We start from the raw sequence: 24,913 nt of genomic DNA, 5'->3' as shown, positions 1-24,913 counted from the left end.
TTCGCCATCCGGAACGATTTCGCTTACGCCGTCCGGCGCGCAAACTCTTTCACTTTGAAGCCCATCACCGCCAGTGCGGCAAAGTAGGCGGCAATACCGGCAATGACCACCGCCATCAGGCGAAGCAGACGCCACGGCATCGTCCCCTGCGACCACTCCGGCATGATGTGCAACACGCCAACCAGCACGGCTGCCATCACCAGCACGGCGACAATCAGACGAATAAGAAAACCCATCCAGCCCGGTTGCGGGGTGAAAATTTTCTGTTTGCGCAACTGCCAGTACAGCAATCCTGCGTTCAGACAGGCGGCGAGGCTAATCGACAACGACAGTCCGGCATGCTTCAGCGGGCCAATGAACGCCAGGTTCATCAGTTGGGTCATGATAAGCGTCACAATGGCAATTTTAACCGGCGTTTTGATGTTCTGACGCGAATAGAAGCCCGGCGCCAGCACTTTCACCACAATCAGCCCCATCAGCCCCACGGAATAGGCAATCAGTGCCCGCTGCGTCATCAGCGCATCGAAAGCGGTGAATTTACCGTACTGAAACAATGAGGTGATCAAGGGGCCGGACAGGATCCCAATAGCCACCGCGCTCGGCAGCGCCAACAGGAAGCACAGTCGCAGCCCCCAGTCCATCAGACGGCAGTACTCATCATGGTTGCCGCTGGCGAAGCTTTTCGACAGTGAAGGCAGCAGGATTGTCCCCAGCGCCACACCCAGTACACCCGACGGAAATTCCATCAGACGATCCGCGTAGTACATCCACGAAACGGAACCGGACGCGAGAAAGGAGGCGAAAATGGTGTTGATGATAAGCGAGATCTGGCTGACGGAGACACCGAGGATCGCCGGGCCCATCTGCTTCACGACGCGCATCGCACCCGCATCGCGGAAGTTAATTCGCGGCAGCACCAGCATGCCGATTTTTTTCAGATGCGGAAGCTGATAAACCAGTTGCAGCACGCCGCCAACGGTGACTGCCCACGCCAGCGCCAGAACGGGTGGATTGAAATACGGCGCGGCAAACAGCGCGAAACCAATCATGCTGATGTTCAGGAACGTAGGGGCAAACGCCGGAATGGAGAAGCGGTTCCAGGTATTGAGGATCGCCCCAACCAGCGAGGCCAGCGAAATCAGCAGGATGTACGGAAAGGTAATTTGCAGCAGTTTGGTGGTCAGCGCGAATTTATCGGCCGTGTCGGCAAAACCCGGCGCCGTCACCATGATCACCCACGGCGCCGCCAGCATCCCGGCGACGGTGACCACGGCGAGCGCCAGCGTCAGCAGTCCCGAAACATAAGAGACAAACACGCGGGTGGCGTCTTCGCCCTGCTTGCTTTTGTATTCGGCCAGAATGGGGACAAAGGCCTGAGAAAAGGCCCCTTCCGCAAAAATACGGCGTAACAGGTTGGGTAATTTGAATGCCACAAAAAAGGCATCGGTTGCCATTCCGGCACCAAAGATTCTGGCGACAATCGCGTCACGCGCAAAACCCAGCACACGTGAAAACATCGTCATTGAGCTGACGGCGGCCAGCGATTTTAATAGGTTCATGACTTTTTTATTCCAGACCCTACGGCAAAACGCCTGCAATGCAGGCGTTGGAAGAGGCGCTTAGTCTACCTGGATTACGGTGAATTACTACCGCCAGATGTGACAGGGGATTATTCGCTCATCGCCTCGCGCCAGAGCTTTTCCACCACGCGCTGGGCGAGGATCGCCTGCTCGCCCGCGGTTTCCGGAACCGTCTGATTTTGTATGCATTCCACAAAATGGCGCGCACAACCGGCGAATCCACGCTGTTCAAGCGTGGTTTGCCAACCGGGAACCGGTTTGTGCACCACGCCCTGCCCGCGCTCTTCACGCCACTCACGCATATCCGTCACGTCAATCAGCCCGCCATCGGTCACCGCCTGTACGCTCTCACGCTGACTTCCCGCCCGCCGATGCATACTGGTGGTCAATTGCAACTGACCGGCAGTGAAATGGTGCTCGGCGTACAGCATCTCGCCCGCGTCATTGGTGAGTAGCGTCCCGCTGCTGAGCGGCGCGTTACCGCCCGCCAGCCACAGCGCGGTGTCGACGACATGCAGATAGTCATCCAGCAGCGTGAACCGCAGATCGTGGGGACCCACGCTGTCGGTACGGTGTTTATCCATCCGCACAGAGGCGGCAGCCCCCAGTTCGGCCTTAAGCTCGCGATACAGCGGGGCAAAGCGGCGGTTAAATCCCACCATCAATGTCAGCTTTTTCTTCGCCGCCAACGCCACCAGCCGTTCAGCATCGGCTAAATTTTCTGCCAACGGCTTATCAACGCAGACATGCACGCCCGCATTGAGCAATTCACTGACGACGGCATAATGGGTCGCCGTGCTGGAGTGGACAAACACCGCGTCGCAGTCCGCGGCAAGATCGGTCAGCGAACCCGCATAGGGGATGCGCCAGGTTGCACAGATTTTCTCCGCTTTCTCGCGCGACGGTGACCAGGCGGTCTGTAACGTCCAGTCGCTCGCGTTGCCGAGCACGGGTAGCCAGGCTTTCTGGGCAATGCCGCCCAGACCGACCACCCCGATACGTAGTTTTGTCACGTTACTCTCCCAGATGTTCCAGCAACGACTCGAGCCGTTGTTTCAGTGCGGCGACTTCGCTTTCCAGCACCTCGACGCGGGCCTGCAAATCCCCCGTCGCCGCCTGCGGTTCATCAGCCTGGGCAATCGGCTCATGCACTTCGCCGCAGAACAGATGCATATAGCGACTTTCACGTTTCCCCGGCTCCCGCGCCAGACGCACGACGTAAGGGCCATCCTCCCGCGTCGCCAGATGCTCCAGCGTCGTTTCCACTTCCGCCATGTCGCTAAATTCATACATCCGCGACGCGCGACTGCGCAATTCGCCCGGCGTTTGCGCGCCACGCAGCAGCAGCGTCGTGACCAGCGCCACTTCCGCCGGACTCAGTTTCAGTTGACCAAATTCCGAGTTACAGAAACGCTGCTCGTACTTGGTGACGCGACTACCAAAGCCGCTGACCGTACGCAGGAAATGACGTTTCACCAGATTGTCGAGCAGCTCCTGTACCTCGCGCTCCGCCATATTCATCACCGGTTCACGATTGGTTTTCTGATTACAGGCGGTGACCACGCCGTTGACGGAGAGCGGATATTGCTCCGGTGTCGTGACCTGTTTTTCGAGCAGACAGCCAATCACGCGAGCTTCCGCAGCCGTTAATTCATATTTCATAAGGTATCCTCACCGACCTGCGGTCCATTCTGATGTCGTTAACGCCGTCAGCACGTGATCGCGCCATTGTCCGTCAATCAACAGATAATCTTTCGCGTAGCCTTCTTTTTCAAAGCCGAGTCGCGCCAGTAAATCGCCACTGCGTTTATTGTGCGGCATGTAGTTCGCCATAATACGATGAATATGTTGCGTGCGTTGCATATAACGGATAGCGGCGGTCAGCGCTTCAAACATCAGCCCCTGCCCCTGCCATTTCTGCGCAATGGAATAGCCCAGATAGCAGGCATGGAAAGACCCCCGCACCACGTTAGAAAAATTAGCCACCCCGATGATCTCCTTTTCATCAGGATCCAGCAGCGCAAAGTAATACGCGGAACCTTGCTTGTGAAATTCGGCAATCATGCCGAGCCGCGCCTGCCAGCCGGAGGGATAGCAGTGGCTTTCATCACGAATCGGTTCCCAGGGTTTTAAGAAATGACGATTTTCTGCGTAATAATCCGCCAGACGCCAGGCATCACGCTCATGCACTAAACGCACGACCAGGCGGTCGGTGGTTAAGCGCACTTTTGGCACGTTACTGCGATAGCCAAACATAGTTATTCCTACTCCTTCCCGAATCGCCGTTACACCCTGATTGACTTACTATACCTGTGCAAAACCACCCTGTGAAAAGTGCAATTTGCCATTTTTTGAATTATTCCTCCATTTTGATGAAAACTCTCTATCAAGATGGACTTTTGATAAAAAAATATTGTCCCGGCGAGGGTGGGCAAAAAGGCAGCAAAGCCGCAGAATAGGAGATACTTCGCTTTATCTACTCTCAATCATTCGAATGCCGCAAATTTCGCGCACCCCGAAGAATGACGAGTGTTTCCCGGGAGGGGAAATGTCGCGTGTCTCGCAGGCCAGGAACCTGGGTAAAACTTTCCTGCTCATCGATAATATGTTGGTCGTGTTGGGCTTCTTCGTCGTGTTCCCGCTGATCTCAATTCGTTTCGTCGATCAAATGGGCTGGGCTGCCGTGATGGTCGGCATCGCGCTGGGCCTGCGTCAGCTTATTCAACAGGGGCTGGGAATTTTTGGCGGTGCGGTTGCCGACCGCTTTGGCGCGAAACCGATGATCGTCACCGGCATGCTGATGCGCGCCGCCGGGTTTGCCACCATGGGGATCGCCCATGAGCCCTGGCTGTTGTGGTTCTCCTGCTTCCTCTCCGGTCTTGGCGGCACGTTGTTCGATCCGCCGCGTTCCGCGCTGGTGGTGAAACTGATTCGCCCGCATCAGCGGGGTCGCTTCTTCTCAATATTGATGATGCAGGACAGCGCGGGGGCCGTTATCGGTGCGCTGTTAGGGAGCTGGCTGTTGCAGTATGACTTCCGTCTGGTCTGCGCCACCGGGGCTCTGTTGTTCGTGCTTTGCGCTGCCTTTAACGCCTGGCTGCTGCCCGCGTGGAAACTCTCTACCGTACGCATTCCGGTACGGGAAGGGATGAGTCGGGTGCTCAGTGACAAACGCTTTGTCACCTATGTGCTGACGCTGGCGGGCTATTACATGCTCGCGGTCCAGGTCATGCTGATGCTGCCGATTATGGTCAATGACATCGCCGGGTCGCCTTCCGCTGTGAAATGGATGTATGCCATTGAGGCCTGCCTCTCGCTGACGCTGCTCTACCCTATTGCACGCTGGAGCGAAAAACGGTTTCGTCTTGAGCATCGCCTGATGGCCGGGCTACTGCTGATGTCACTGAGTATGTTACCCGTGGGACTGGTGAATGACTTACAACAGTTGTTCACGCTGATTTGCACTTTCTATGTTGGTTCGATCATCGCCGAACCTGCCCGTGAAACGCTCAGCGCCTCGCTGTCAGATGCGCGGGCGCGTGGTAGCTATATGGGCTTTAGCCGCCTGGGGTTAGCCATAGGCGGTGCTATCGGGTATATCGGCGGCGGCTGGCTGTTTGATATGGGGAAACTGCTCCAGCAACCGGAGTTGCCGTGGATGATGCTGGGGATTATTGGCGTCATCACCTTCCTGGCGCTGGGCTGGCAGTTCAGCCACAAGCGCACGCCGCGCGGCATGCTGGAACCCGGAGCCTGATTTGATACCTGCGCGTGACTCCTCCATACTGAAAGGGAACTGACAGTCAAATGGAGGAGAAACGTGAAGCTTTATATTTACGATCACTGCCCTTTCTGCATCAAAGCCCGCATGATTTTCGGCCTCAAGAATATCCCCGTCGAACTGAATGTCTTAGCCAATGACGATGACGACACCCCAACCCGGATGATTGGCCAGAAAATGGTGCCGATTCTGCAAAAAGACGACAGCCGCTATCTACCGGAAAGCATGGACATCGTCCATTACGTTGATAAGCTGGATGGCAAACCGCTGCTCACCGGCAAGAAGAATCCAGCCATTGACGAGTGGCTGCGCAAAGTGAACCGCTACGCCAATCACCTGCTGCTGCCGCGTTTTGCACAATCTGCGTTTGATGAATTTTCCACGCCTTCAGCGCGTAAATACTTTACTGAGAAGAAAGAGGCGATGATTGGCAGTTTTGCCGACCATCTGGCCCATTCCGCTGGCCTGATCAAAAAAATCAGTGACGATTTGCGCGCACTGGATAAGCTCATCGTGCAGCCTAATGGCGTGAACGGTGAACTTTCCGAAGATGATATCCAGTTATTTCCTCTGCTGCGTAATTTGACGCTGGTGGCCGGTATTAACTGGCCGACGCGCGTCGCTGACTATCGTGACAATATGGCGAAACAGACGCAGATCAATCTGTTATCATCAATGGCGATTTAACGTTTACCGGCGGTGGCTGAGTCACAGAGGCTGCCGCTTTTTTCAGTTTTTTCTACTGGCGACGTTCGCGCTGGTGACACATGCTGCGTTATGTCAGGATTATGACGACCGCATCATGTAGAGGAACCCCATGAAGAAGATTTTTTTTGCTGCCGCATTGATAGTAGGCGGCCTGTTGACCGGCTGTAATCAGCTCACACAGTACACCGTAAGCGAACAAGAAATTAACCAGGCGCTCGAAAAGCGCAACAACTTTGCCAAAGATATCGGACTTCCGGGCGTTGCCGATGCGCATATCGTACTGAACAACCTCTCCAGCCAGATCGGGCGTGAAGAACCGAACAAAGTGACGCTGACCGGCGATGCAAACCTGGATATGAACTCACTGTTTGGCAGCCAGAAAGCGACCATCAAGCTGAAGCTGAAAGCGCTGCCGGTCTTTAATAAAGAAAAAGGGGCCATCTTCCTGCAGGAAATGGAAGTGGTGGATGCCACCGTGACGCCGGAAAAAATGCAGTCGGTGCTGCAAACCCTGATGCCCTATCTGAACCAGTCGCTGCGCAATTACTTTAACCAGCAACCGGCGTATGTCCTGCGTGAAGACAGCAGCAAAGGCGAAGCGCTGGCGAAAAAATATGCCAAAGGCATCGAAGTGAAACCGGGTGAAATTATCATCCCGCTCACTGATTAAGTGACAAAGGCGCTGCGGCGCCTTTTTTTACGTGCAAACGAAAACGTTTCCGCATATCCTTTGTTTCCGGCAAAAATGACATCCCCCAGCCGGAGCATATTGATGACTGCACCCTCCCAGGTTTTAAAGATCCGCCGCCCAGACGACTGGCACCTTCACCTTCGCGATGGCGAAATGTTAAAAACGGTCGTGCCGTACACCAGCGACATTTATGCACGTGCGATAGTGATGCCCAACCTGGCGCCACCGATCACCACGGTGGATGCGGCTATCGCCTATCGCCAGCGCATTCTTGATGCGGTCCCCGCCGGACACATCTTCACGCCGCTGATGACCTGCTATTTAACGGACACACTGGATCCTGCTGAACTGGAACGCGGCTTTCGCGAAGGCGTATTCACCGCAGCCAAACTCTATCCGGCGAATGCCACCACCAACTCCAGCCACGGCGTCACCTCCATTGATGCCATCATGCCGGTCCTTGAGCGTATGGAAAAACTCGGCATGCCGCTGTTGGTTCATGGCGAAGTCACCCACGCGGATATCGACATTTTTGACCGCGAAGCGCGTTTTATTGAGACGGTGATGGAGCCCCTGCGCCAGCGCCTGCCCGCGCTGAAAGTGGTCTTTGAGCACATCACCACCAAAGATGCGGCGGAGTATGTCCGTGACGGCAACGAGTTACTGGCGACGACGATCACGCCACAGCACCTGATGTTTAACCGTAACCACATGCTGGTTGGCGGGATTCGCCCGCACCTCTACTGTCTGCCGATCCTCAAGCGCAATGTGCACCAACAGGCGCTGCGAGAACTGGTTGCCAGCGGTTTTGAACGCGCCTTCCTCGGCACCGACTCCGCTCCGCACGCCCGTCATCGTAAAGAATCGAGCTGTGGCTGCGCGGGCTGCTTTAACGCGCCAACGGCGCTGGCGAGCTACGCAAGCGTATTTGAAGAGATGGATGCCCTGGCGCACTTTGAAGCCTTCTGTTCACTGAACGGTCCGCGATTCTACGGCCTGCCAGTGAATGAGACCTTCATTGAGCTGGTACGTGAAGAACAGCAGGTGCCGGAGAGCATCGCGCTGACCGACGATACGCTGGTGCCGTTCCTCGGGGGTGAAACGGTACGCTGGACGATTAAAAAGTAAAAAAAATCAGCGCCGCCTGTTGTAACCTGGTCATGTTAACTGTATAAATAACCAGTATATTCAACAGGGGGCCATTATGCGTATTGAAGTCACTATTGCTAAAACTTCACCTTTGCCTGCCGGTGCCATTGACGCCCTGGCAGGTGAACTCTCCCGCCGTATAACTCATCACTTTCCCGACAATGACGGTAACGTCACCGTTCGTTACGCCGCGGCGAATAATTTGTCCGTGATTGGTGCGACGAAAGAGGATAAAGAACGGATCAGCGAAATTCTCCAGGAAACCTGGGAAAGCGCCGACGACTGGTTCATTAAAGAATAAAAATGCTATGCCGTAGTCTCTTTTGCCGGGTCGCCCCGGCTTTTTTATCCTTTCATTTTTATCCTTCAGACAACCTCTTTACCGGCATCATTTAAAAATTCCCCAACCCCGATAATTGATTATATTTTCACCTGTTGCTCAAAAACATTGCACAACATACTTAAAAAGAGTGAACAAGATGGTGATTAATTACTCACAAATTCTTAATTTGCAGAAATTTATGCTCCCTCCTCTTTAAAATCTCAGTGAATACCATTATTTATTGATATACTGAAGTTGCTTCAGATAAAAACGCATTGAACCTCGAAAACCGTTGTCTTGTAACACGAATTAGGGGGCATGATGGAAAAGAATAATGAAGTCATTCAGACTCATCCGCTTGTGGGATGGGACATCAGCACCGTAGATAGCTATGACGCGCTGATGCTGCGTTTGCACTACCAGACTCCGAATCGTCCTGAACCCGATGGTACGGAAGTCGGCCAAACGCTCTGGTTAACCACCGATGTTGCCAGACAATTTATTTCGATATTAGAAGCCGGCATTGCCAAAATCGAATCCGGCGATTACCAGGTCAATGAGTACCGTCGGCATTAACGAGACGGACATTCTCACTTAAAAAGGCACCTTGATGGTGCCTTTGCTATTTCTGGGTTGTATTACGCATTTCACTTATTTACTCTGCATCAAACGCGACAGCAGAGAGAAACCGATGAAATACGACTTAATCATTATAGGCAGCGGGTCCGTTGGGGCAGCCGCAGGTTATTATGCCACTCGCGCCGGGTTAAACGTTCTGATGACCGATGCACATATGCCGCCGCATCAGCAGGGCAGCCATCACGGCGATACGCGACTGATACGCCACGCGTACGGTGAAGGTGAAAAATACGTTCCGCTGGTGCTGCGTGCGCAGACGCTGTGGGATGAACTCTCCACCCATAATGAAGAACCGATATTCGTACGCTCCGGCGTCATCAATCTTGGCCCAGCCGATTCCCCCTTCCTGGCGAACGTTGCGCACAGCGCAAAACAGTGGCAACTGAACGTTGAGCAACTCGATGCCGCCGCCATTATGGCGCGCTGGCCTGAAATTCGTGTCCCCGCAGACTACACCGGTCTGTTCGAAGCCGATTCCGGTTTTTTACGCAGCGAGCTGGCGATAAAAACCTGGATCCGTCTGGCTGAAGAAGCCGGATGCGCGCAACTCTTCAACTGTCCGGTGACGGCCATTCATCATGATGATGACGGCGGGGTCACCGTTGAAACGGCTGATGGTGAGTACAGCGCGAAGAAAGCGCTGGTGAGCGCCGGTACCTGGGTTCAGACCTTGATTCCCGATCTGCCAATCCAGCCGGTACGAAAAGTGTTTGCCTGGTATCAGGCCGATGGGCGCTATAGCATCAAGAATAAATTCCCGGCCTTCACCGGCGAACTGCCCAATGGCGATCAGTACTACGGTTTCCCGGCGGAGAACGACGAGCTTAAAATCGGTAAGCACAACGGCGGACAGCTTATCCATTCAGAAGCCGAACGCAAACCGTTTGCCAGTGTTGCCAGCGATGGATCCGAAGCGTTCCCGTTCCTGCGCAATGTCCTTCCAGGGATCGGCTGCTGTCTGCACGGCGCGGCCTGCACCTACGATAACTCGCCGGATGAAGACTTTATCATCGACACGCTGCCCGGCCATGACAACACGCTGATCGTGACCGGACTGAGTGGTCACGGCTTTAAATTTGCCTCGGTATTGGGTGAAATTGCCGCTGACTTTGCCCAGGTAAAACCATCCGCTTTTGACCTGACGCCATTCAGGCTCTCCCGATTTACGGCATAATCGTTAAATGGCCTCGTAATGAGGCCTTTTTTATGGTGATTAAAATATGCGTCGTCTGTTTCTTTATCTGGTCAACAATATTCGCGAGCATTTTATGCTCTACGTTATTTTGTGGTCACTGCTGGCCATTCTTGATGTTATTTACATCCTGTTTTACTGAGCCTGAACCATTGACAAATATTGACAAAAACTGAAAGTTATCTAAATTTCGTTTAGATTTTTTGAATAATACACAACCCAACTACCCCCTGCCAACTGTCATCAAATTATCATTTATGCCGAATGCATTGAATGAAAACTAAAAATTAATACAAAATTATTGAATCATCTTTAAATATCACTCTCTTTGTTATTTTTTAGTTGCATTTATGTCTCTGACACGCCATTTTCATTCAATCCTGAGATATGAAATGGAATTTTTATGCAGTTTTTAAATACTCCTCAACGGTATGGGTTTATTTCTGCCCTGCTTCACTGGCTAACCGCGTTGGTGGTTTACGGTATGTTTGCCCTCGGTCTCTGGATGGTGACGCTGAGCTATTACGACGGCTGGTATCACCAGGGACCCGAGCTGCATAAGAGCATTGGGGTCCTGTTAATGATGGGGCTGGTCGTGCGGGTCATCTGGCGTCTGCTCTCCCCACCGCCAAAGGCGCTGAAAAGCTATTCGGTCCTGACCCGAGCTGGCGCGACGCTAGGACATCTCGCGTTATACCTGCTGCTGTTTAGCATTGTCATTAGCGGTTACCTGATCTCGACGGCAGACGGCAAACCTGTCAGCGTTTTCGGCTGGTTTGACGTCCCGGCGACCTTCGCGGATGCCGCTGTTCAGGCCGATCTCGCCGGAAGCGTACACCTGTGGCTGGCCTGGACCGTGGTTATTCTTTCCGTTCTGCATGGCCTGATGGCCTTTAAACACCACTTTATTGATAAAGACGACACCCTGAATCGCATGTTGGGTAAGTCGTCATCTGACTATGGAGCTCAAAAATGAAAAAAAGCCTGCTGGGTTTAACTCTCGCCTCTTTGCTGTTCACCACCGGTTCCGCCGTCGCGGCGGATTATAAAATTGACAAAGAAGGACAACATGCCTTTGTTAATTTCCGCATTCAGCACCTGGGGTATAGCTGGTTATACGGGACGTTCAAAGACTTCGACGGCACCTTTACCTTTGATGAAAAGGATCCCGCGGCAGATAAAGTGAACGTGACCATCAACACCGGCAGCGTGGATACCAACCACGCCGAGCGTGACAAGCACCTGCGCAGCGCTGATTTCCTGAATGCGGCGAAATTCCCGCAGGCGACCTTTACCTCCACCAGCGTGAAGAAAGACGGTGACGAACTGGACATCACCGGGAACCTGACGCTTAACGGCGTGACGAAGCCGGTAACGCTGGAAGCGAAGATGATTGGTCAGGGAGACGATCCGTGGGGTGGTAAACGTGCTGGCTTCGAAGCCGAAGGTAAAATTAAGCTGAAGGACTTCAACATTACCACCGATCTGGGGCCTGCCTCGCAGGAAGTGGATTTGATCATCTCAGTGGAAGGCGTACAGCAGAAGTAAAAGAGACAGGAGGCTCGATGGCGCTCTGCTATCGGGCCTGATATTGCAGGCCGGATGCCGTGTTGTCACGGTCATCCGGCAACACGATTACTCGGCGGGATCCGGAATCCCCAGTTTCGTGTTCAACCGTCCACGCGACTTATTAAAGATCTTATTGCCGTTCTCGCGTCCCGCACGAAGGCGGCGCTGCTCTTCTTCCGGTAACGCGCTTTCTTCGCAGCAGATCTCGCTACAGCAGCCGTTGTACTTTTGCGCACACGCCGGACACTGAATAAACAGCAAATGGCAACCGTCATTCTTACAATTGGTGTGGCTGTCGCATGGCGCGCCGCATTGATGACAATGGGCAATCACCTCTTCTGAGATGCGCTCACCCATGCGCTCATCAAACACAAAGTTTTTGCCGATGAAACGCACCGGTAACCCCTGCTCACGAGCCTTGCGCGCATATTCGATGATGCCGCCCTCAATGTGCCACACTTTGCTAAAGCCGTTATGCTTCATCCAGGCGCTGGCTTTTTCGCAGCGAATACCACCGGTGCAGTACATCACTATCTTTTTATCTTTGTGTTCCTGCATCATCTCGACCGCTTTTGGCAACTGCTCGCGGAAGGTGTCAGCCGGAATTTCCAGCGCATTCTCAAAATGGCCCACTTCATATTCGTAGTGGTTACGCATATCGATGAACAGCGCATCCGGGTCGTCGAGCATCGCGTTCACTTCGGCGGCCTTCAGATAATCGCCGACATCGCTGGCGTCAAAGCTTGGATCCTCAATACCATCCGCCACAATCCGCTCACGCACTTTCATCCGCAGCACCCAGAAGGATTTCCCGTCATCATCCAGCGCAATGTTCAGACGCACGCCGTCGAGGGCGGGATCAAAGGCATATAACTGCTGGCGAAACGCCGCAACCTGACTTTGCGGCACACTGATTTGGGCGTTAATTCCTTCATGCGCCAAATAGATTCGGCCAAAAACATTCAGCGCTGTTAATTTTTGATACAACGCATCGCGTGTGACCTGCGGGTCTGCGATGGTAAAATATTTATAGAATGAAATGGTTGTGCGCGGCTCAGTTTCAGCCAACATCCGGGCTCTGAGGGCGTCATTGGAAATGCGGTTATGTAACACTGGCATGGTGTACGAGTCCTGCAATAAGTGAAAATCAGAATCGGCCGGCATCATATAGCAATCAGTGCCAATTTACATCCATACATTTTGCGCTACATTTCTTTCTTCAAACTAAAAATTTAACAACATTTGCTGCATTTATCGCCATCCTGGAGCCACAAATTTTTTCTGAAAGCGAAAAAATGCAACAATACAGATAATTGCCCGTTTTAAGGTATACAACAGGAAAGACATGACGAATTTACCTAAGTTCTCCGCAGCATTACTGCATCCACGGTACTGGTTAACCTGGCTCGGTATTGGCTCACTTTGGTTGGTCGTCCAGTTGCCCTATCCGATACTCTATCGTCTTGGCCATTTGCTCGGCCACCTGGCGTTTCGTTTGATGAAGCGTCGGACAAAAATTGCGTATCGTAATCTCGAACTCTGTTTTCCCGAGATGAGCGAGCGTGAACGCCATGCGATGGTGGTCAAAAATTTTGAGTCTGTCGGTATGGGCCTGCTGGAAACCGGGATGGCCTGGTTCTGGTCCGATCGTCGCATCGCGCGCTGGACTGAAGTGATCGGCATGGAGCATATTCGTGACGTTCAGGCCCAGCAGCGCGGCATCTTGTTGGTGGGCCTGCACTTTTTGACCCTGGAACTTGGCGCGCGCCAGTTCGGTTTGCAGGAACCCGGCATCGGCGTTTATCGGCCAAATGATAATCCGCTGCTCGACTGGCTCCAGACCTGGGGACGTATGCGCTCCAACAAATCCATGCTCGATCGCAAAGATCTGAAAGGGATGATTAAGGCGCTGAAGAAAGGCGAAGTGGTCTGGTATGCGCCGGACCATGACTATGGCCCGCGCTCCAGCGTGTTCGTCCCGCTTTTTGCCGTTGAGCAGGCCGCCACCACTTCCGGCACCTGGATGCTCGCGCGGATGTCCAGCGCCTGCCTGGTGCCGTTTGTGCCGCGTCGCAAGCCCGATGGCAAAGGCTACCAGTTGATTATGTTACCGCCAGAGTGTTCACCGCCGCTGGACGACGCAGAAACCACGGCCACCTGGATGAACAAGATTGTGGAGAAGTGCATCATGATGGCGCCGGAACAGTACATGTGGCTGCACCGTCGCTTCAAAACGCGTCCTGCTGGCGTGCCTTCCCGCTATTAAATCCTGCAAAGCAGTCTTTCCGGGCTGCTTTTTCACCGCTTTTAGCGATAAAAGCTCCCCACATTGCGACCCTCCGCCGACAGGCGCATAATGAATATGCTTAATTTATATTCATTTTTTGCCTGATAGCGCCAACAGCGCATCACACGCGGATCGCTATGTCACCCTCTGATACACCCATCAACTGGAAACGTAATCTCACCGTCGCCTGGCTCGGCTGTTTCTTAACCGGTGCCGCATTCAGCCTGGTGATGCCGTTTTTACCGTTATACGTCGAACAACTCGGCGTGACGGGCCACAGCGCGCTCAATATGTGGTCCGGGCTGGTTTTCAGTATTACGTTTCTTTTCTCCGCTTTCGCCTCTCCCTTCTGGGGCGGACTCGCCGATCGCAAGGGCAGAAAGATCATGCTGCTGCGATCGGCACTGGGGATGGCGATAGTGATGCTGCTGATGGGCGTGGCACAGAACATCTGGCAGTTTCTGGTGCTGCGCGCGCTGCTCGGACTGCTGGGCGGATTTATCCCTAACGCCAACGCCCTGATCGCCACTCAGGTGCCGCGTAATAAAAGCGGCTGGGCGCTGGGAACGCTCTCTACCGGCGGCGTCAGCGGTGCGCTGCTCGGTCCGCTGGCGGGCGGCCTGCTCGCCGATCAGTACGGCCTGCGCCCGGTTTTCTTCATCACCGCAACGGTACTGCTGATCTGTTTTTTACTGACGCTGTTTTTTATTCGCGAGAACTTCAAGCCGATCAGCAAGAAAGAGATGCTACGCGTCCGGGAAGTGGTCGCCACGCTTAAAAACCCGAAACTGGTATTGAGTCTGTTTGTCACAACGCTGATTATTCAGGTGGCGACCGGTTCCATTGCGCCAATTCTGACGCTCTATGTGCGGGAACTGGCAGGTAACGTCAGCAATATTGCGTTTATTAGCGGGATGATTGCCTCCGTGCCCGGCGTCGCCGCGTTACTCAGCGCACCCAGGTTAGGCAAGCTGGGAGACCGCATCGGGCCGGAGAAAATCCTCATCGTCGCGCTGATCCTTTCTGTTCTGCTGCTGATCCCGATGTCCTTTGTTCAGACCCCGTGGCAACTGGCGGTGCTGCGTTTTTTACTGGGTGCTGCCGACGGCGCGCTGTTACCGGCGGTACAGACGCTGCTGGTCTATAACTCCACAAACCAAATCGCCGGACGCATCTTCAGTTACAACCAGTCGTTTCGCGATATTGGCAACGTGACCGGCCCACTTATGGGCGCAGCGATTTCCGCCAACTATGGCTTCCGCGCTGTCTTTCTGGTCACCGCCGGAGTGGTGCTGTTTAACGCCATTTATTCCTGGAACAGCCTGCGTCGCCGTGCCCTCTCACGAACCGTGGGATGATTTTTCAGCATTCATACTTGCATAACCGGAGAATCAGCTATTCTTTCCCTGAATACCTAGTCAAATCAAAGGGAGACTCTGATGACCATGTATGCAACGCTGGAAGAAGCCATTGACTCAGCCCGTGAAGAATTTTTGGCGGACCATCCTGAGCTTGAGCAGGACGAAGCCAATGTACAGCAGCTTAACGTGCAAAAGTACGTGCTACAGGATGGCGACATCATGTGGCAGGTTGAGTTTTTTGCCGACGAAGGAGAGGAAGGCGAATGCCTGCCGATGCTCAGCGGCGAAGCTGCCCAAAGCGTCTTTGACGGCGATTATGATGAGATAGAGATCCGCCAGGAGTGGCTGGAAGAGAATACGCTGCACGAATGGGACGAAGGCGAATTTCAGCTTGAGCCCCCGCTGGACACCGAAGAGGGGCAAACCGCAGCCGATGAGTGGGATGAGCGGTAACTACTCGTAAGGGCCGTGATGCATATCGAGCGGCAACAGCAGCGTGTCAAATACCAGCGAGAAGGGCAGATCGATAATGGTGACATAGCGCCATGCCGAGTCCCGGACGTCCCATTGCACTCCCGGATAGTACTGGTTGCCATGCCCCTGTCCGGGGATTGTCCGGCTGATAATGCTGCCGCACCCGCTTAACAGCATGACCATGATGCCCACCGCTACGAGTCGCACGTAATACCTCATCATTCGTTTTCTTCAGTATAAAAAAATACCGGCGCAGGCCGGTATTTTTCAGATGATTCAGCCGGATCGCGCTTACAGCGTTTTCAGCGTCTGCGGGTTCAGGGTAATGTCCTGATAGTAACTCACCCACGACGAATACTTCTCTGGCGAATTCCAGACACGATAGTGCAAACGCGCCATCGTCACCGGATCGCTCAGCAGCACCAGGCGGCGGTCGCGATTCAGTTTTTCCGGCGTTTCGTTCAGCGCTTGTTCGACGTGACGATCGCGGGCAATTTCCAGCACATGGCTTGCACGGTGACGTGCCGTCGCCATCGCCGTCGCCAGCGCGTTAAACGACGGGTTAAATACCGCATGCATAAAGCCATCGTCGAGCGCGCGTTTACGGTTCATCACCAGATACTTATCGGTATCCACCAGTACCTGCGGCGGCGAATACTCTTCCGGGATCAGGAACAGCTTCCAGCGTTTGGTGCGCAAACCGACCGTTGAACGGCTGGAGATAACCGAGACAAACGGCGACAGGATCAGCGAGACGACAATCGGCGCCAACCAGAACAGGAAGCGCAGATCCAGCCACGCCATCCCGACCGCCCACACCAGACCCAGCAGCAGTTGCGAACCGTGGCGCATAAACGCTTCGCCCCACGGCGTAGAGTCATCATCTCGCTGCGGCGAATTCCAGACCACTTCCCAACCGAGGAAGGCGCTCACCACGAAAACGGTGTGGAACAGCATGCGCACCGGCGCCAGCAGTACGGAGAACAACACCTCCAGCAGCAGCGACAGCGTCACGCGAATAAATCCACCGAACTCTTTGGTGCCTTTACACCAGATAAGCAGAATACTCAGCAGTTTTGGCAGGAACAGCAGCACCATCGTTGAAGCAAACAGCGCAATCGCCAGTTCAGGACGCCACTGCGGCCAGACCGGGAATAGCTGGCGCGGTTGCAGGAAGTATTGCGGCTCGGTGAGCGCGTGTACCACCTGCAGCGCGGTCGACAGCGCGAGGAACATAAACCACAGCGGCGCGGAGAGATAAGACATCACCCCGGTCAGGAACACGGCGCGGTGAACCGGGTGCATCCCTTTCACAAGGAACAGACGGAAGTTCATCAGGTTGCCGTGACACCAGCGGCGGTCACGCTTCAGTTCATCCAGCAGGTTCGGCGGCAGCTCTTCATAGGAGCCAGGCAGATCGTAAGCAATCCACACGCCCCACCCGGCACGACGCATCAGCGCCGCTTCCACGAAGTCATGCGACAGGATAGAACCGGCGAAAGAGCCTTCGCCCGGCAGCGGTGCCAGCGCACAGTGTTCGATGAACGGCTTCACGCGGATGATGGCGTTGTGGCCCCAGTAGTGGGATTCACCCAACTGCCAGAAGTGCAAACCGGCGGTGAACAAGGGTCCGTATACGCGCGTCGCAAACTGCTGACAGCGTGCATACAGGGTGTCCATGCCGGACGCCTTCGGCGATGACTGGATGATCCCGGCGTTCGGGTTCGCTTCCATCAAACGCACCAGACCGCTCAGGCACTCACCGGTCATCACGGAGTCAGCGTCGAGTACCACCATGTAGCTGTACTGGCTGCCCCAGCGACGGCAGAAGTCATCAATGTTACCGCTTTTACGCTTCACGCGACGGCGACGACGGCGATAGAAAATCTGCCCTTCGCCCTGCACTTCAGCAATCAGCTCCATCCACGCCTTTTGCTCTGCGACGCAAATATCAGGGTTGTAGCTGTCGCTAAGAATATAGACATCGAAATGCTCGCCGTTGCCGGTCGCTTTTACCGATTCCCATGTGGCGCGCAGACCAGCAAAAACGCGATCAACGTCTTCGTTACAGATAGGCATAATCAGCGCGGTACGGTGCTGCGGATTCAGCGGTTCGTCACCGACCGTTGACGCCGAAATACTGTACTTATCGCGACCAATCAGCAATTGCAGGAAGCCCATCAGCGCGGTCCAGAACCCGGCTGAAACCCAGCAGAACAACACCGCAAAGAGGATCAAAATGCCGGTTTGCAGCATATACGGCAGCAACTGCATGAAAGAGACCCACAGATCCTGCCCGACCATATCCGCCGGATTGATCAGCGCCCAGCCCTGATACGGCAGAATCGTCTTCATGTACCAGGTCGCAACGACCGTCTGCGCCAGCGTCAGCAACAGCAGCGTGTAACGACGAATCGTGCCGACGGTACGCCACTTCTGCTCGTTTTCCTGCTCTTCTTTGGTCAGACGCGCAAGATAGCGCGGCGTAACGTCACGTCCGCGCAGGCGATCCCAGAAACGCCCAACCGGGTTGGTACGCCAGGGATCGGGGAACATCGATGATCGTTTGGCTTTCGGCATCGCCTGAAGCTGGTCGCGCCCTTCGTCATCTTTGATCAGTTGCCCTTCGCCCAGCGAGTCTGGCCAGGCTTGTTGCAGACGGGCTTTGACAGAACCCTGCGGTGAATCGTCTTCTCGCGAGTAACGGCGATGCTCGGCATCCAGCGCTTCATGCACCGCGCGAATGTCAGTTTTCGGCAATGCCGCTTTCTCGATGTCCGAGAGCGGCAAGGCGTCAATGTACTCAGTTGTCTTATTCATTGGCAGGTAACTGGTAGCTCCAGGTTTCACTCAACGTCTGATCGGCATTGACCAATGCAGCACGCATTTCAGTGGTTTTCTTCGCATCTTTCACTTTCACGCGCATCGTCATACGCCAACCTTTAGTGACCGGGTTGTAACGCACCGTTGTTTCCACAATCTCGCCGTTGTCGCCGATGCTGGTTTGCGCGGTGACCGGAGTATCCTGCGGCAGTTTTTTCATGTCCGTGCCGGTGAAGTCCACCACGAAGGCGATCGTGCCATCAGGCTGGCGAATGAGATTCGACTGTTTGACATCGCCAGTGGAGCGACGCGTCTGCTGCACCCAAGCGTTATCCGGCGCATGAAGTTTGTCTTCATCACGGCTAAACGTCAGGGTGTATTTGAAGTTCATCTCTTTGCCAGGTTCAGGCAGTTGATCCGGCGTCCAGTAAGCCACGATGTTATCGTTGGTTTCATCATTGGTTGGAATTTCAACCAGTTCAATCTTACCTTTGCCCCACTCGCCTTTCGGCGTGATCCAGGCGCTTGGGCGCAGATCGTAACGGTCTTCGAGATCTTCAAAGCGAGAGAACTGACGACCACGCTGCAACAGGCCAAACCCCTGCGGGTTTTCCATCGCAAAACTGCTCACCGCGAGATGTTTCGGGTTATTCAGCGGACGCCAGATCCATTCGCCGTTGCCGGCATGAATCGACAAGCCGTTGGAGTCATGCAGTTCCGGACGGTAGTTGGTCGCCGGAGAAGGCTGATTCGGTCCGTACAGGAACATACTGGTTAACGGCGCCACGCCCAGTTTGCCGACCTTATCGCGCAGGTAGACTTTCGATTGCACGTCGACAACGGTGTCACGCCCAGGGATTATCACAAAACGATAGGCCCCGGCCGCACGCGGAGAGTCCAGTAACGCATAAATCGTCAGGCGTTTGTCAGTCGGTTTTGGACGTTCGATCCAGAACTCACGGAAGCGGGGAAATTCTTCACCTGAGGGCAGCGCGGTATCGATGGCCAGACCGCGCGCAGAGAGACCATAAACCTGACCGGCACCCAGAACGCGGAAGTAGCTCGCGCCAAGCATACTGACGATTTCATCATTTTTGTCTTTGCTGTTGATCGGGTACAACACTTTGAAACCCGCAAAGCCGAGATCTTTTACCGTGTCTTTATCATGCTGCACATCGCCAAAATTAAAGTAGTCCGGGCTGTATTTGATTCTTTTGACAGCGGTTGCCGTGACTTCATTGATTTTGACCGGTGTGTCGAAGTACATACCCTGGTGGTAAAATTCGAGCTTGAATGGGGTTTTGAGATTGCTCCAGTAAGCTTTATCGCGATTAAACTGGATCTGCTGATAGTCCGCATATTTCATGTCGCGGAAAACGGAGGGCAAGTTACTTTTTGGCGCCTCATAGCCTTTACCGGCTAAGGATTGAGCTTGCTTTGCAACGTCATCGATGGAGAAGGCCCAGGCCGACGACGTGTACAGCGTTAACATGACTGCCGCACCCAACCAACGCATTTTCATCATTTGTGATTTATGTTTCATAATTAGTAAGCACTTCCCCCTTTGTGTGCTTATATCGATCCGATCTATTTTAATGGATAATCAGGCATTAGGACAACTGAATCCCTGCATTGTTCAGCACGCTGGCTCATGGTTTAGGCACCTTGCCGGGCCCTTTTTCACTTTGCGTGCTTATCCTGGAGACAGGTCGTTGTTCTTCGTGTAGGGTTGCCACCGACTGTAACGATTAATCGGCTTAGGGATAAGACGATTAGTCTGAGAATCTGAGAATACGAAAACCTCTATGAATCCCGTACCCGCACAGCGTGAATACTTTCTTGACTCCATCCGCGCCTGGCTGATGTTGTTGGGTATTCCCTTCCATATTTCATTGATTTATTCCGGCCATAGCTGGCATGTGAACAGCGCTGAGCCTTCCTGGTGGCTGACCCTGTTTAACGATTTTATCCATTCATTCCGGATGCAGGTCTTTTTCGTTATTTCCGGTTATTTTTCGTACATGTTATTCCTGCGTTATCCGCTGAAACGCTGGTGGAAAGTACGCGTCGAGCGCGTGGGCATTCCGATGCTTACCGCTATTCCACTGTTAACGTTGCCGCAATTTATTATGCTGCAATATGTCAAGGGAAAAGCCGACAGCTGGCATACGCTCTCACTGTATGAAAAATATAATACGCTGATCTGGGAGTTAATTTCTCATCTCTGGTTCTTACTGGTACTGGTGGTATTAACAACCGTCAGCTTGTGGGTATTTAGCCGGATGCGAAAAAGCCTGGAAAAAGCGGATAAAAAGCGACTGGCCGCCATGTCAATGGGCAAGCTGACGCTAATCTTTTTCTGTCTGGGGATTGGCTACGCGGTGGTGCGACGGACGCTGTTCATTATTTATCCACCGATTCTCAGCGATGGCTTGTTTAATTTCGTCGTGATGCAAACGCTCTTTTATGTGCCTTTCTTTATGCTGGGCGCGCTGGCCTTTATCTCACCTGAACTGAAGGCGCTTTTCACCACGCCTTCCCGGGGATGCACGCTGGCAGCGGCTTGCGCCTTCATCGCCTATTTGCTGAATCAGCGTTACGGCAGTGGCGACGCCTGGATGTACGAAACGGAATATGTCATCACCATGGTACTCGGATTATGGATGGTCAATGTGGTGTTTTCCCTCGGCCACCGTTTGCTCAATTTCCAGTCAGCCCGCGTCACCTATTTTGTCAATGCGTCGCTGTTTATCTACCTGGTGCATCATCCGTTAACGCTGTTTTACGGTGCGTGGATCACGCCGCATATTTCGTCGAATCTGTTGGGCTTTCTCTGCGGACTGATCTTTGTCGTTGGCATCGCGCTGGTATTGTACGAAATTCATTTGCGCATTCCGCTGCTCAAATTCCTCTTCTCCGGCAAACCGCCGGTCAGACAGGAACAAAGCAAAAAAGTGACCAGTTGATGCTTACTGCGACATTAAAGCAGCCACTCGACCGGCAATAGCGTCGCCAGTCGTACCAGAACCCGCTTCCAGAATCCTGTGGCGGGTTCTTTTTTTAGCACCTGCTCTTCGTCCTGCTGCCTGTCTACCCAGTTAATTCGTCCCCAGCGATCGAGTCGCAGTTTCCAGGCCGCATCGCGCTGACTCTCAGTGAATCGTCGGTGAATAAGCGTCGCCAGCGTCTCACTTTCAATCACAAAGCCCATCTCGGTGTTCAACAGCGTGGAGCGCGGATCAAAATTGAGCGAGCCAATAAACACTTTGCGTCCATCAATGCTGAACGTCTTGGCGTGCAGGCTGGAGCCGGAATTACCGGTCAATCCGCGATCGTGGAGGACGACGTCGCGATCGCGTGTCGGCTTTAACTCGTACAGTTCTACGCCATAACGCAACAGCTTTTTCCGCCAGCGCGCGTAACCGGCATGCACCACCGCCACATCATTGGCGGCTAATGAGTTGGTGAGGATCGCAATTTTGACGCCTTTACGCACCAGTTTCAGCAACTGCGCGACGCCTGCCCGGGTCGGGACAAAATAGGCAGAGATGATGTCAATCCGTTCTACTGGTGAACCCATCACGTCAAACAGGCGTTGTGGCAGCAAAGAGTGACGCTGCGCTTTCCCCTCGCCTTTTAAAGGGTCGTCACTTAATAGCCGGGTCTTCGCCCAGATAAGCGGCAGCGCCCCGCGATCGAGATGAGTCATAAAGGCGCTGGTTTCCAGTTTATGCTGGTATCGACGGGCGATTTCATTCTTGTACCAGGCGTCGGGTAACTCGATGCGCTCGGTGATTTCTTGCTCCGAAAGCGCCAGCACCGATTTCAACGTCGAGACCGACGCACAGCGCCAGTAGCGTTCAAAATCGTCCGCGACCTCCCTGACGACGGGTCCGATCGCCATCACGTCCAGGTCGGAAAATAGCGGTTCCTCGCCCGCGCCGAAATAGGCGTCGCCTATGTTTCGCCCGCCCACCAGAGTGACGACGCCATCTGCGGTATAGCTTTTGTTATGCATCCGCCGATTGAGCCGGGCAAAATCGGTCAGATAGCCCAGCATTCGCAGGATGCGAAAAGAGAATGGATTAAACAGGCGAACGTCAATGTTGGGATGGGCATCGAGCAGTTGCAGGGTATCATCCAGCCCCGGCGTGTTGTTGTCATCAAGCAACAGGCGCACATGGACGCCCCGTTTTGCCGCCGCCAGCAGAACGGCGAACAGCAGTCGCCCGGACATGTCGTCTTCCCAGATATAGTACTGAACATCCAGCGTACGCTCCGCCATTTCTGCCAGACGGTAGCGGGCGGCAAAGGCGTCCAGACTGTCATCCAGCACAAGGATGCCGCACTCTCCGGGATGATTTTCACACAGAGGACGCGTGCCGCGGGCGAGCCGGGTCAGCTCATTCATCGCCTTGTTGGGTAAGTAAACGTTGGTAGAGTCGGGCTGTTTCGTCGTCATAACAGACAAAGTATATCTGCTCAGGTAAGGCGCGACGGGTTATAAATTCCGAAACGGTCTTGAGCGCTATTTCCGCAGCCGCCGCTCGCGGATACCCGTAAACCCCGGTACTGATTGCCGGAAACGCAATAGAGGTGTAGCCATTGGCCAGCGCCAGATTCAGGCTATTGAAGTATGCATCCTGTAACAGTTGCGCTTCGTTATGCTCGCCGCCGCGCCAGACAGGGCCGACAGTGTGAATGACCGCTTTGGCAGGGAGGTTACCCGCAAGCGTTATCACCGCATGACCCGTTGGGCATTCACCCTGCTGCTGCCTGACCTTCATGCAAGCTTCCAGTAATGCGGGACCCGCGGCGCGGTGGATCGCCCCATCAACGCCTCCGCCGCCCATCAGTGACGAGTTTGCGGCATTGACGATGACATCGACCGCGACGGTAGTGATATCCCCCTGGATAACATGAATACGCGATTCCATAGTACCTCCTTGCTTCACTCTATTTCGTAAGTGTACAGCAGGGGTCCCCCTGAAATCGCTTTTTTCGTGAGTTTGTCTGACCCGCCCATTCAGCGATAGTCGATACTCATCACTGCCAGCTTTTTCTGTTCGTCGAGGTAGTGCAGATCGACCGCGGCAATTTGTCTAAAGTGCTGCGGCGCTTTGAGCATTTCCTGCGGGGAATAATAGCGGGTCTGCATGCGCCCCTCGTTATCGCACGACATCGCAAGGCGCTGTTGCATCTGACTCACTTCGCAGGGCGGTTCCACAATTTGACCGGTGAAATGTATAACCCCGCCCTGCCCTCCCGTATCTGCCATTACGGCGACTGAATACAGGGCAAGAAGACTGAAAAGCAGAACGCTTTTATTACGCGTGACAGATAACGGCATGATGGTTTCCTCAATGAACATTCATCCTTGAGGGGTGATGTTTCCCTGACGGCGATTACGCCCAGGAGTCACGCATTCCGCGTCACTCTATTCATAGTTCAGTCACCTCACCTCCGCCACCGTAACCGCATAAATTAACGCCAGTTATGACGGTTTCGCAGAGGGCGGCCACTGTTGTGATAAATGCAGCGACTGCCCGTCAGAAACCGTGACCACGATTTTGACGGTGTCCTGTGCCGAAATATTTAAACTGAGTCTGGTCAAATCAATGGCTTGATTAGCAGGCAGAGAAAGGGTCTTTTTCTGTCGTGACTGGCTTTGTCCCGCCACGCCTTCGCGAAGGGCTAAGATCTGCACCTGACACACGCAGGGCTGCGTCAGAGTGACCTGGGGCGTAATCGTGTAAATGTCACCTTGCTGGGTTGTCGCGAAGGTTATCTGATTAGAGAGCGCCGCAAGGAGTAATATGGTGTTCATGATGTCCTCCCGAAAAAAAACAGGGCTTTCGCCCTGTTTATATTCAGCACAGAAACTGAATTAGTACTGGTTAGCCGTGGCGTTGTTACCAAAACCAACTTGTTTAACCAGAACGCTGGAGTCAGAAGCTGTCTGGTTAACCAGCGCGGCGTTACGTCCACCGTATTGGCTCACAGTAATATCCGAGTTTTTGCCGTTCCACTGATCGATGGTGGCGTTGTTTTTGAAGCCTTTCTGAGTCAGATCAATGGTGCTGTTATCTGCACCCTGACCAACATCGGCGCCGTTACCATAGCCGTGCTGGGTGATTGTTGTGTCTGATTTACGAGCGTCGCTTTGCAGCGCAAGTGCGGCGTTATTGGTCCCGAACTGATAAATGCTCAGGTTTGAATCCGGGCCAGAGCTGCTGCCGTGATCGCTGCCGCCGCCCCATTGTGAAACGGAACCAGCCAGAGCACTGCCAGAAACCACGATTGCTGCAAATGCTGCCACTTGTAAAAGTTTCATGGT

At 53.8% G+C, this 24,913-nt stretch carries 27 protein-coding genes; 14 read left to right on the top strand and 13 right to left on the bottom strand.

What is annotated here, in order from left to right:
• Window positions 1–23: 23 nt before the first annotated feature.
• The 4 genes from murJ to rimJ form a co-directional block, all read right to left on the bottom strand.
• A complete protein-coding gene (gene murJ, locus F384_RS05295; RefSeq protein ID WP_046478968.1) occupies window positions 24–1,559 on the bottom strand; it encodes a murein biosynthesis integral membrane protein MurJ in 1,536 nt (511 codons plus the stop codon).
• Window positions 1,560–1,669: 110 nt separating this feature from the next.
• Entirely contained in the window at window positions 1,670–2,593 is a 924-nt protein-coding gene (locus F384_RS05290) for a Gfo/Idh/MocA family protein (RefSeq protein ID WP_046478965.1), read from the bottom strand.
• 1 nt (window position 2,594) lies between these two features.
• Window positions 2,595–3,242: a YceH family protein gene (locus F384_RS05285; RefSeq protein ID WP_046478963.1), complete on the bottom strand. Its 648-nt coding sequence runs from the start codon at window positions 3,240–3,242 to the stop codon at window positions 2,595–2,597.
• Window positions 3,243–3,251: 9 nt separating this feature from the next.
• Entirely contained in the window at window positions 3,252–3,836 is a 585-nt protein-coding gene (gene rimJ, locus F384_RS05280; protein WP_046478961.1) for a ribosomal protein S5-alanine N-acetyltransferase, read from the bottom strand.
• Between the two features lie 292 nt (window positions 3,837–4,128).
• Between rimJ and mdtH the strand changes: the two genes are divergently transcribed.
• The 10 genes from mdtH to F384_RS05235 all read left to right on the top strand — a co-directional run bounded on the left by mdtH (window position 4,129) and on the right by F384_RS05235 (window position 11,610).
• Window positions 4,129–5,337, top strand: coding sequence for a multidrug efflux MFS transporter MdtH (mdtH, locus tag F384_RS05275; RefSeq protein ID WP_046478959.1), 1,209 nt, complete (start codon window positions 4,129–4,131; stop codon window positions 5,335–5,337).
• A 63-nt stretch (window positions 5,338–5,400) separates the two neighbouring features.
• Window positions 5,401–6,048: a glutaredoxin 2 gene (gene grxB / locus F384_RS05270; RefSeq protein WP_046478957.1), complete on the top strand. Its 648-nt coding sequence runs from the start codon at window positions 5,401–5,403 to the stop codon at window positions 6,046–6,048.
• A 130-nt stretch (window positions 6,049–6,178) separates the two neighbouring features.
• Complete coding sequence (locus F384_RS05265; protein ID WP_046478955.1) at window positions 6,179–6,739, top strand: lipoprotein; 561 nt, start codon at window positions 6,179–6,181, stop codon at window positions 6,737–6,739.
• A 102-nt stretch (window positions 6,740–6,841) separates the two neighbouring features.
• Window positions 6,842–7,888, top strand: coding sequence for a dihydroorotase (gene pyrC, locus F384_RS05260; protein WP_046478954.1), 1,047 nt, complete (start codon window positions 6,842–6,844; stop codon window positions 7,886–7,888).
• Window positions 7,889–7,964: 76 nt separating this feature from the next.
• Window positions 7,965–8,210, top strand: coding sequence for a DNA damage-inducible protein I (dinI, locus tag F384_RS05255; protein ID WP_042319691.1), 246 nt, complete (start codon window positions 7,965–7,967; stop codon window positions 8,208–8,210).
• Window positions 8,211–8,552: 342 nt separating this feature from the next.
• The gene (bssS, locus tag F384_RS05250; protein ID WP_042320092.1) at window positions 8,553–8,807 is read left to right on the top strand and encodes a biofilm formation regulator BssS; all 255 of its coding nucleotides are present in this window, start codon (window positions 8,553–8,555) and stop codon (window positions 8,805–8,807) included.
• A 115-nt stretch (window positions 8,808–8,922) separates the two neighbouring features.
• Complete coding sequence (solA, locus tag F384_RS05245; RefSeq protein WP_046497778.1) at window positions 8,923–10,044, top strand: N-methyl-L-tryptophan oxidase; 1,122 nt, start codon at window positions 8,923–8,925, stop codon at window positions 10,042–10,044.
• A 46-nt stretch (window positions 10,045–10,090) separates the two neighbouring features.
• Entirely contained in the window at window positions 10,091–10,204 is a 114-nt protein-coding gene (locus F384_RS27835) for a YceO family protein (RefSeq protein ID WP_043001014.1), read from the top strand.
• A 261-nt stretch (window positions 10,205–10,465) separates the two neighbouring features.
• Complete coding sequence (locus tag F384_RS05240) at window positions 10,466–11,038, top strand: cytochrome b (protein WP_046478952.1); 573 nt, start codon at window positions 10,466–10,468, stop codon at window positions 11,036–11,038.
• Window positions 11,035–11,610 carry a YceI family protein gene (locus F384_RS05235; RefSeq protein ID WP_046478950.1) on the top strand — a complete coding sequence of 192 codons (576 nt, stop codon included), beginning with the start codon at window positions 11,035–11,037 and terminating at the stop codon, window positions 11,608–11,610. Before F384_RS05240 ends, F384_RS05235 begins: the two co-directional genes overlap by 4 nt.
• A gap of 87 nt (window positions 11,611–11,697) precedes the next feature.
• Here the strand turns inward: F384_RS05235 and F384_RS05230 are convergent, their stop codons facing one another.
• Window positions 11,698–12,750, bottom strand: coding sequence for a rhodanese-related sulfurtransferase (locus F384_RS05230; RefSeq protein ID WP_046497775.1), 1,053 nt, complete (start codon window positions 12,748–12,750; stop codon window positions 11,698–11,700).
• A 226-nt stretch (window positions 12,751–12,976) separates the two neighbouring features.
• Here F384_RS05230 and F384_RS05225 point away from each other — a divergent pair, with 226 nt between their 5' ends.
• From F384_RS05225 to F384_RS05215, 3 genes are all read left to right on the top strand, one after another.
• On the top strand, window positions 12,977–13,897 hold the full coding sequence (locus F384_RS05225) for a Kdo(2)-lipid IV(A) acyltransferase (RefSeq protein WP_046478949.1): 921 nt from the start codon (window positions 12,977–12,979) through the stop codon (window positions 13,895–13,897).
• Window positions 13,898–14,055: 158 nt separating this feature from the next.
• Window positions 14,056–15,276 (top strand): multidrug efflux MFS transporter MdtG, encoded by a 1,221-nt coding sequence (mdtG, locus tag F384_RS05220; RefSeq protein WP_046478947.1) that lies wholly within the window; start codon window positions 14,056–14,058, stop codon window positions 15,274–15,276.
• Between the two features lie 81 nt (window positions 15,277–15,357).
• A complete protein-coding gene (locus F384_RS05215; RefSeq protein WP_046478946.1) occupies window positions 15,358–15,732 on the top strand; it encodes a MysB family protein in 375 nt (124 codons plus the stop codon).
• Here F384_RS05215 and F384_RS05210 read toward each other — a convergent pair whose 3' ends face one another.
• The 3 genes from F384_RS05210 to mdoG form a co-directional block, all read right to left on the bottom strand.
• A complete protein-coding gene (locus tag F384_RS05210; protein ID WP_046497771.1) occupies window positions 15,733–15,960 on the bottom strand; it encodes a YceK/YidQ family lipoprotein in 228 nt (75 codons plus the stop codon).
• Between the two features lie 84 nt (window positions 15,961–16,044).
• Window positions 16,045–18,573 (bottom strand): glucans biosynthesis glucosyltransferase MdoH, encoded by a 2,529-nt coding sequence (gene mdoH / locus F384_RS05205; RefSeq protein ID WP_046478945.1) that lies wholly within the window; start codon window positions 18,571–18,573, stop codon window positions 16,045–16,047.
• Complete coding sequence (gene mdoG / locus F384_RS05200) at window positions 18,566–20,101, bottom strand: glucans biosynthesis protein MdoG (protein ID WP_080949882.1); 1,536 nt, start codon at window positions 20,099–20,101, stop codon at window positions 18,566–18,568. Before mdoG ends, mdoH begins: the two co-directional genes overlap by 8 nt.
• A gap of 280 nt (window positions 20,102–20,381) precedes the next feature.
• On the opposite strand from mdoG, the gene mdoC reads away from it, so the two are divergent.
• Window positions 20,382–21,542, top strand: coding sequence for a glucans biosynthesis protein MdoC (gene mdoC, locus F384_RS05195; RefSeq protein WP_046478942.1), 1,161 nt, complete (start codon window positions 20,382–20,384; stop codon window positions 21,540–21,542).
• Window positions 21,543–21,556: 14 nt separating this feature from the next.
• Here the strand turns inward: mdoC and F384_RS05190 are convergent, their stop codons facing one another.
• The 5 genes from F384_RS05190 to csgA all read right to left on the bottom strand — a co-directional run bounded on the left by F384_RS05190 (window position 21,557) and on the right by csgA (window position 24,910).
• Complete coding sequence (locus tag F384_RS05190; protein WP_071162389.1) at window positions 21,557–23,038, bottom strand: phospholipase D family protein; 1,482 nt, start codon at window positions 23,036–23,038, stop codon at window positions 21,557–21,559.
• On the bottom strand, window positions 22,980–23,513 hold the full coding sequence (gene ymdB, locus F384_RS05185; protein ID WP_046478940.1) for an O-acetyl-ADP-ribose deacetylase: 534 nt from the start codon (window positions 23,511–23,513) through the stop codon (window positions 22,980–22,982). The genes F384_RS05190 and ymdB overlap by 59 nt, the downstream gene beginning before the upstream one ends.
• Before the next feature lie 89 nt (window positions 23,514–23,602).
• Window positions 23,603–23,926 (bottom strand): type 1 fimbrial protein, encoded by a 324-nt coding sequence (locus F384_RS05180; RefSeq protein ID WP_046497767.1) that lies wholly within the window; start codon window positions 23,924–23,926, stop codon window positions 23,603–23,605.
• Window positions 23,927–24,070: 144 nt separating this feature from the next.
• Window positions 24,071–24,403, bottom strand: a complete 333-nt coding sequence (gene csgC / locus F384_RS05175; protein WP_046478939.1) for a curli assembly chaperone CsgC — start codon at window positions 24,401–24,403, stop codon at window positions 24,071–24,073.
• A gap of 60 nt (window positions 24,404–24,463) precedes the next feature.
• Window positions 24,464–24,910 carry a curli major subunit CsgA gene (csgA, locus tag F384_RS05170; protein ID WP_046478937.1) on the bottom strand — a complete coding sequence of 149 codons (447 nt, stop codon included), beginning with the start codon at window positions 24,908–24,910 and terminating at the stop codon, window positions 24,464–24,466.
• Between the last annotated feature and the right edge of the window lie 3 nt (window positions 24,911–24,913).

Origin of the sequence: Citrobacter amalonaticus Y19, from assembly GCF_000981805.1 — a bacterium.
Classification (GTDB): domain Bacteria; phylum Pseudomonadota; class Gammaproteobacteria; order Enterobacterales; family Enterobacteriaceae; genus Citrobacter_A; species Citrobacter_A amalonaticus_C.
The sequence above is the reverse complement of the archived record's forward strand: the minus strand, read 5'-3'. Positions and strand labels throughout refer to the sequence as shown.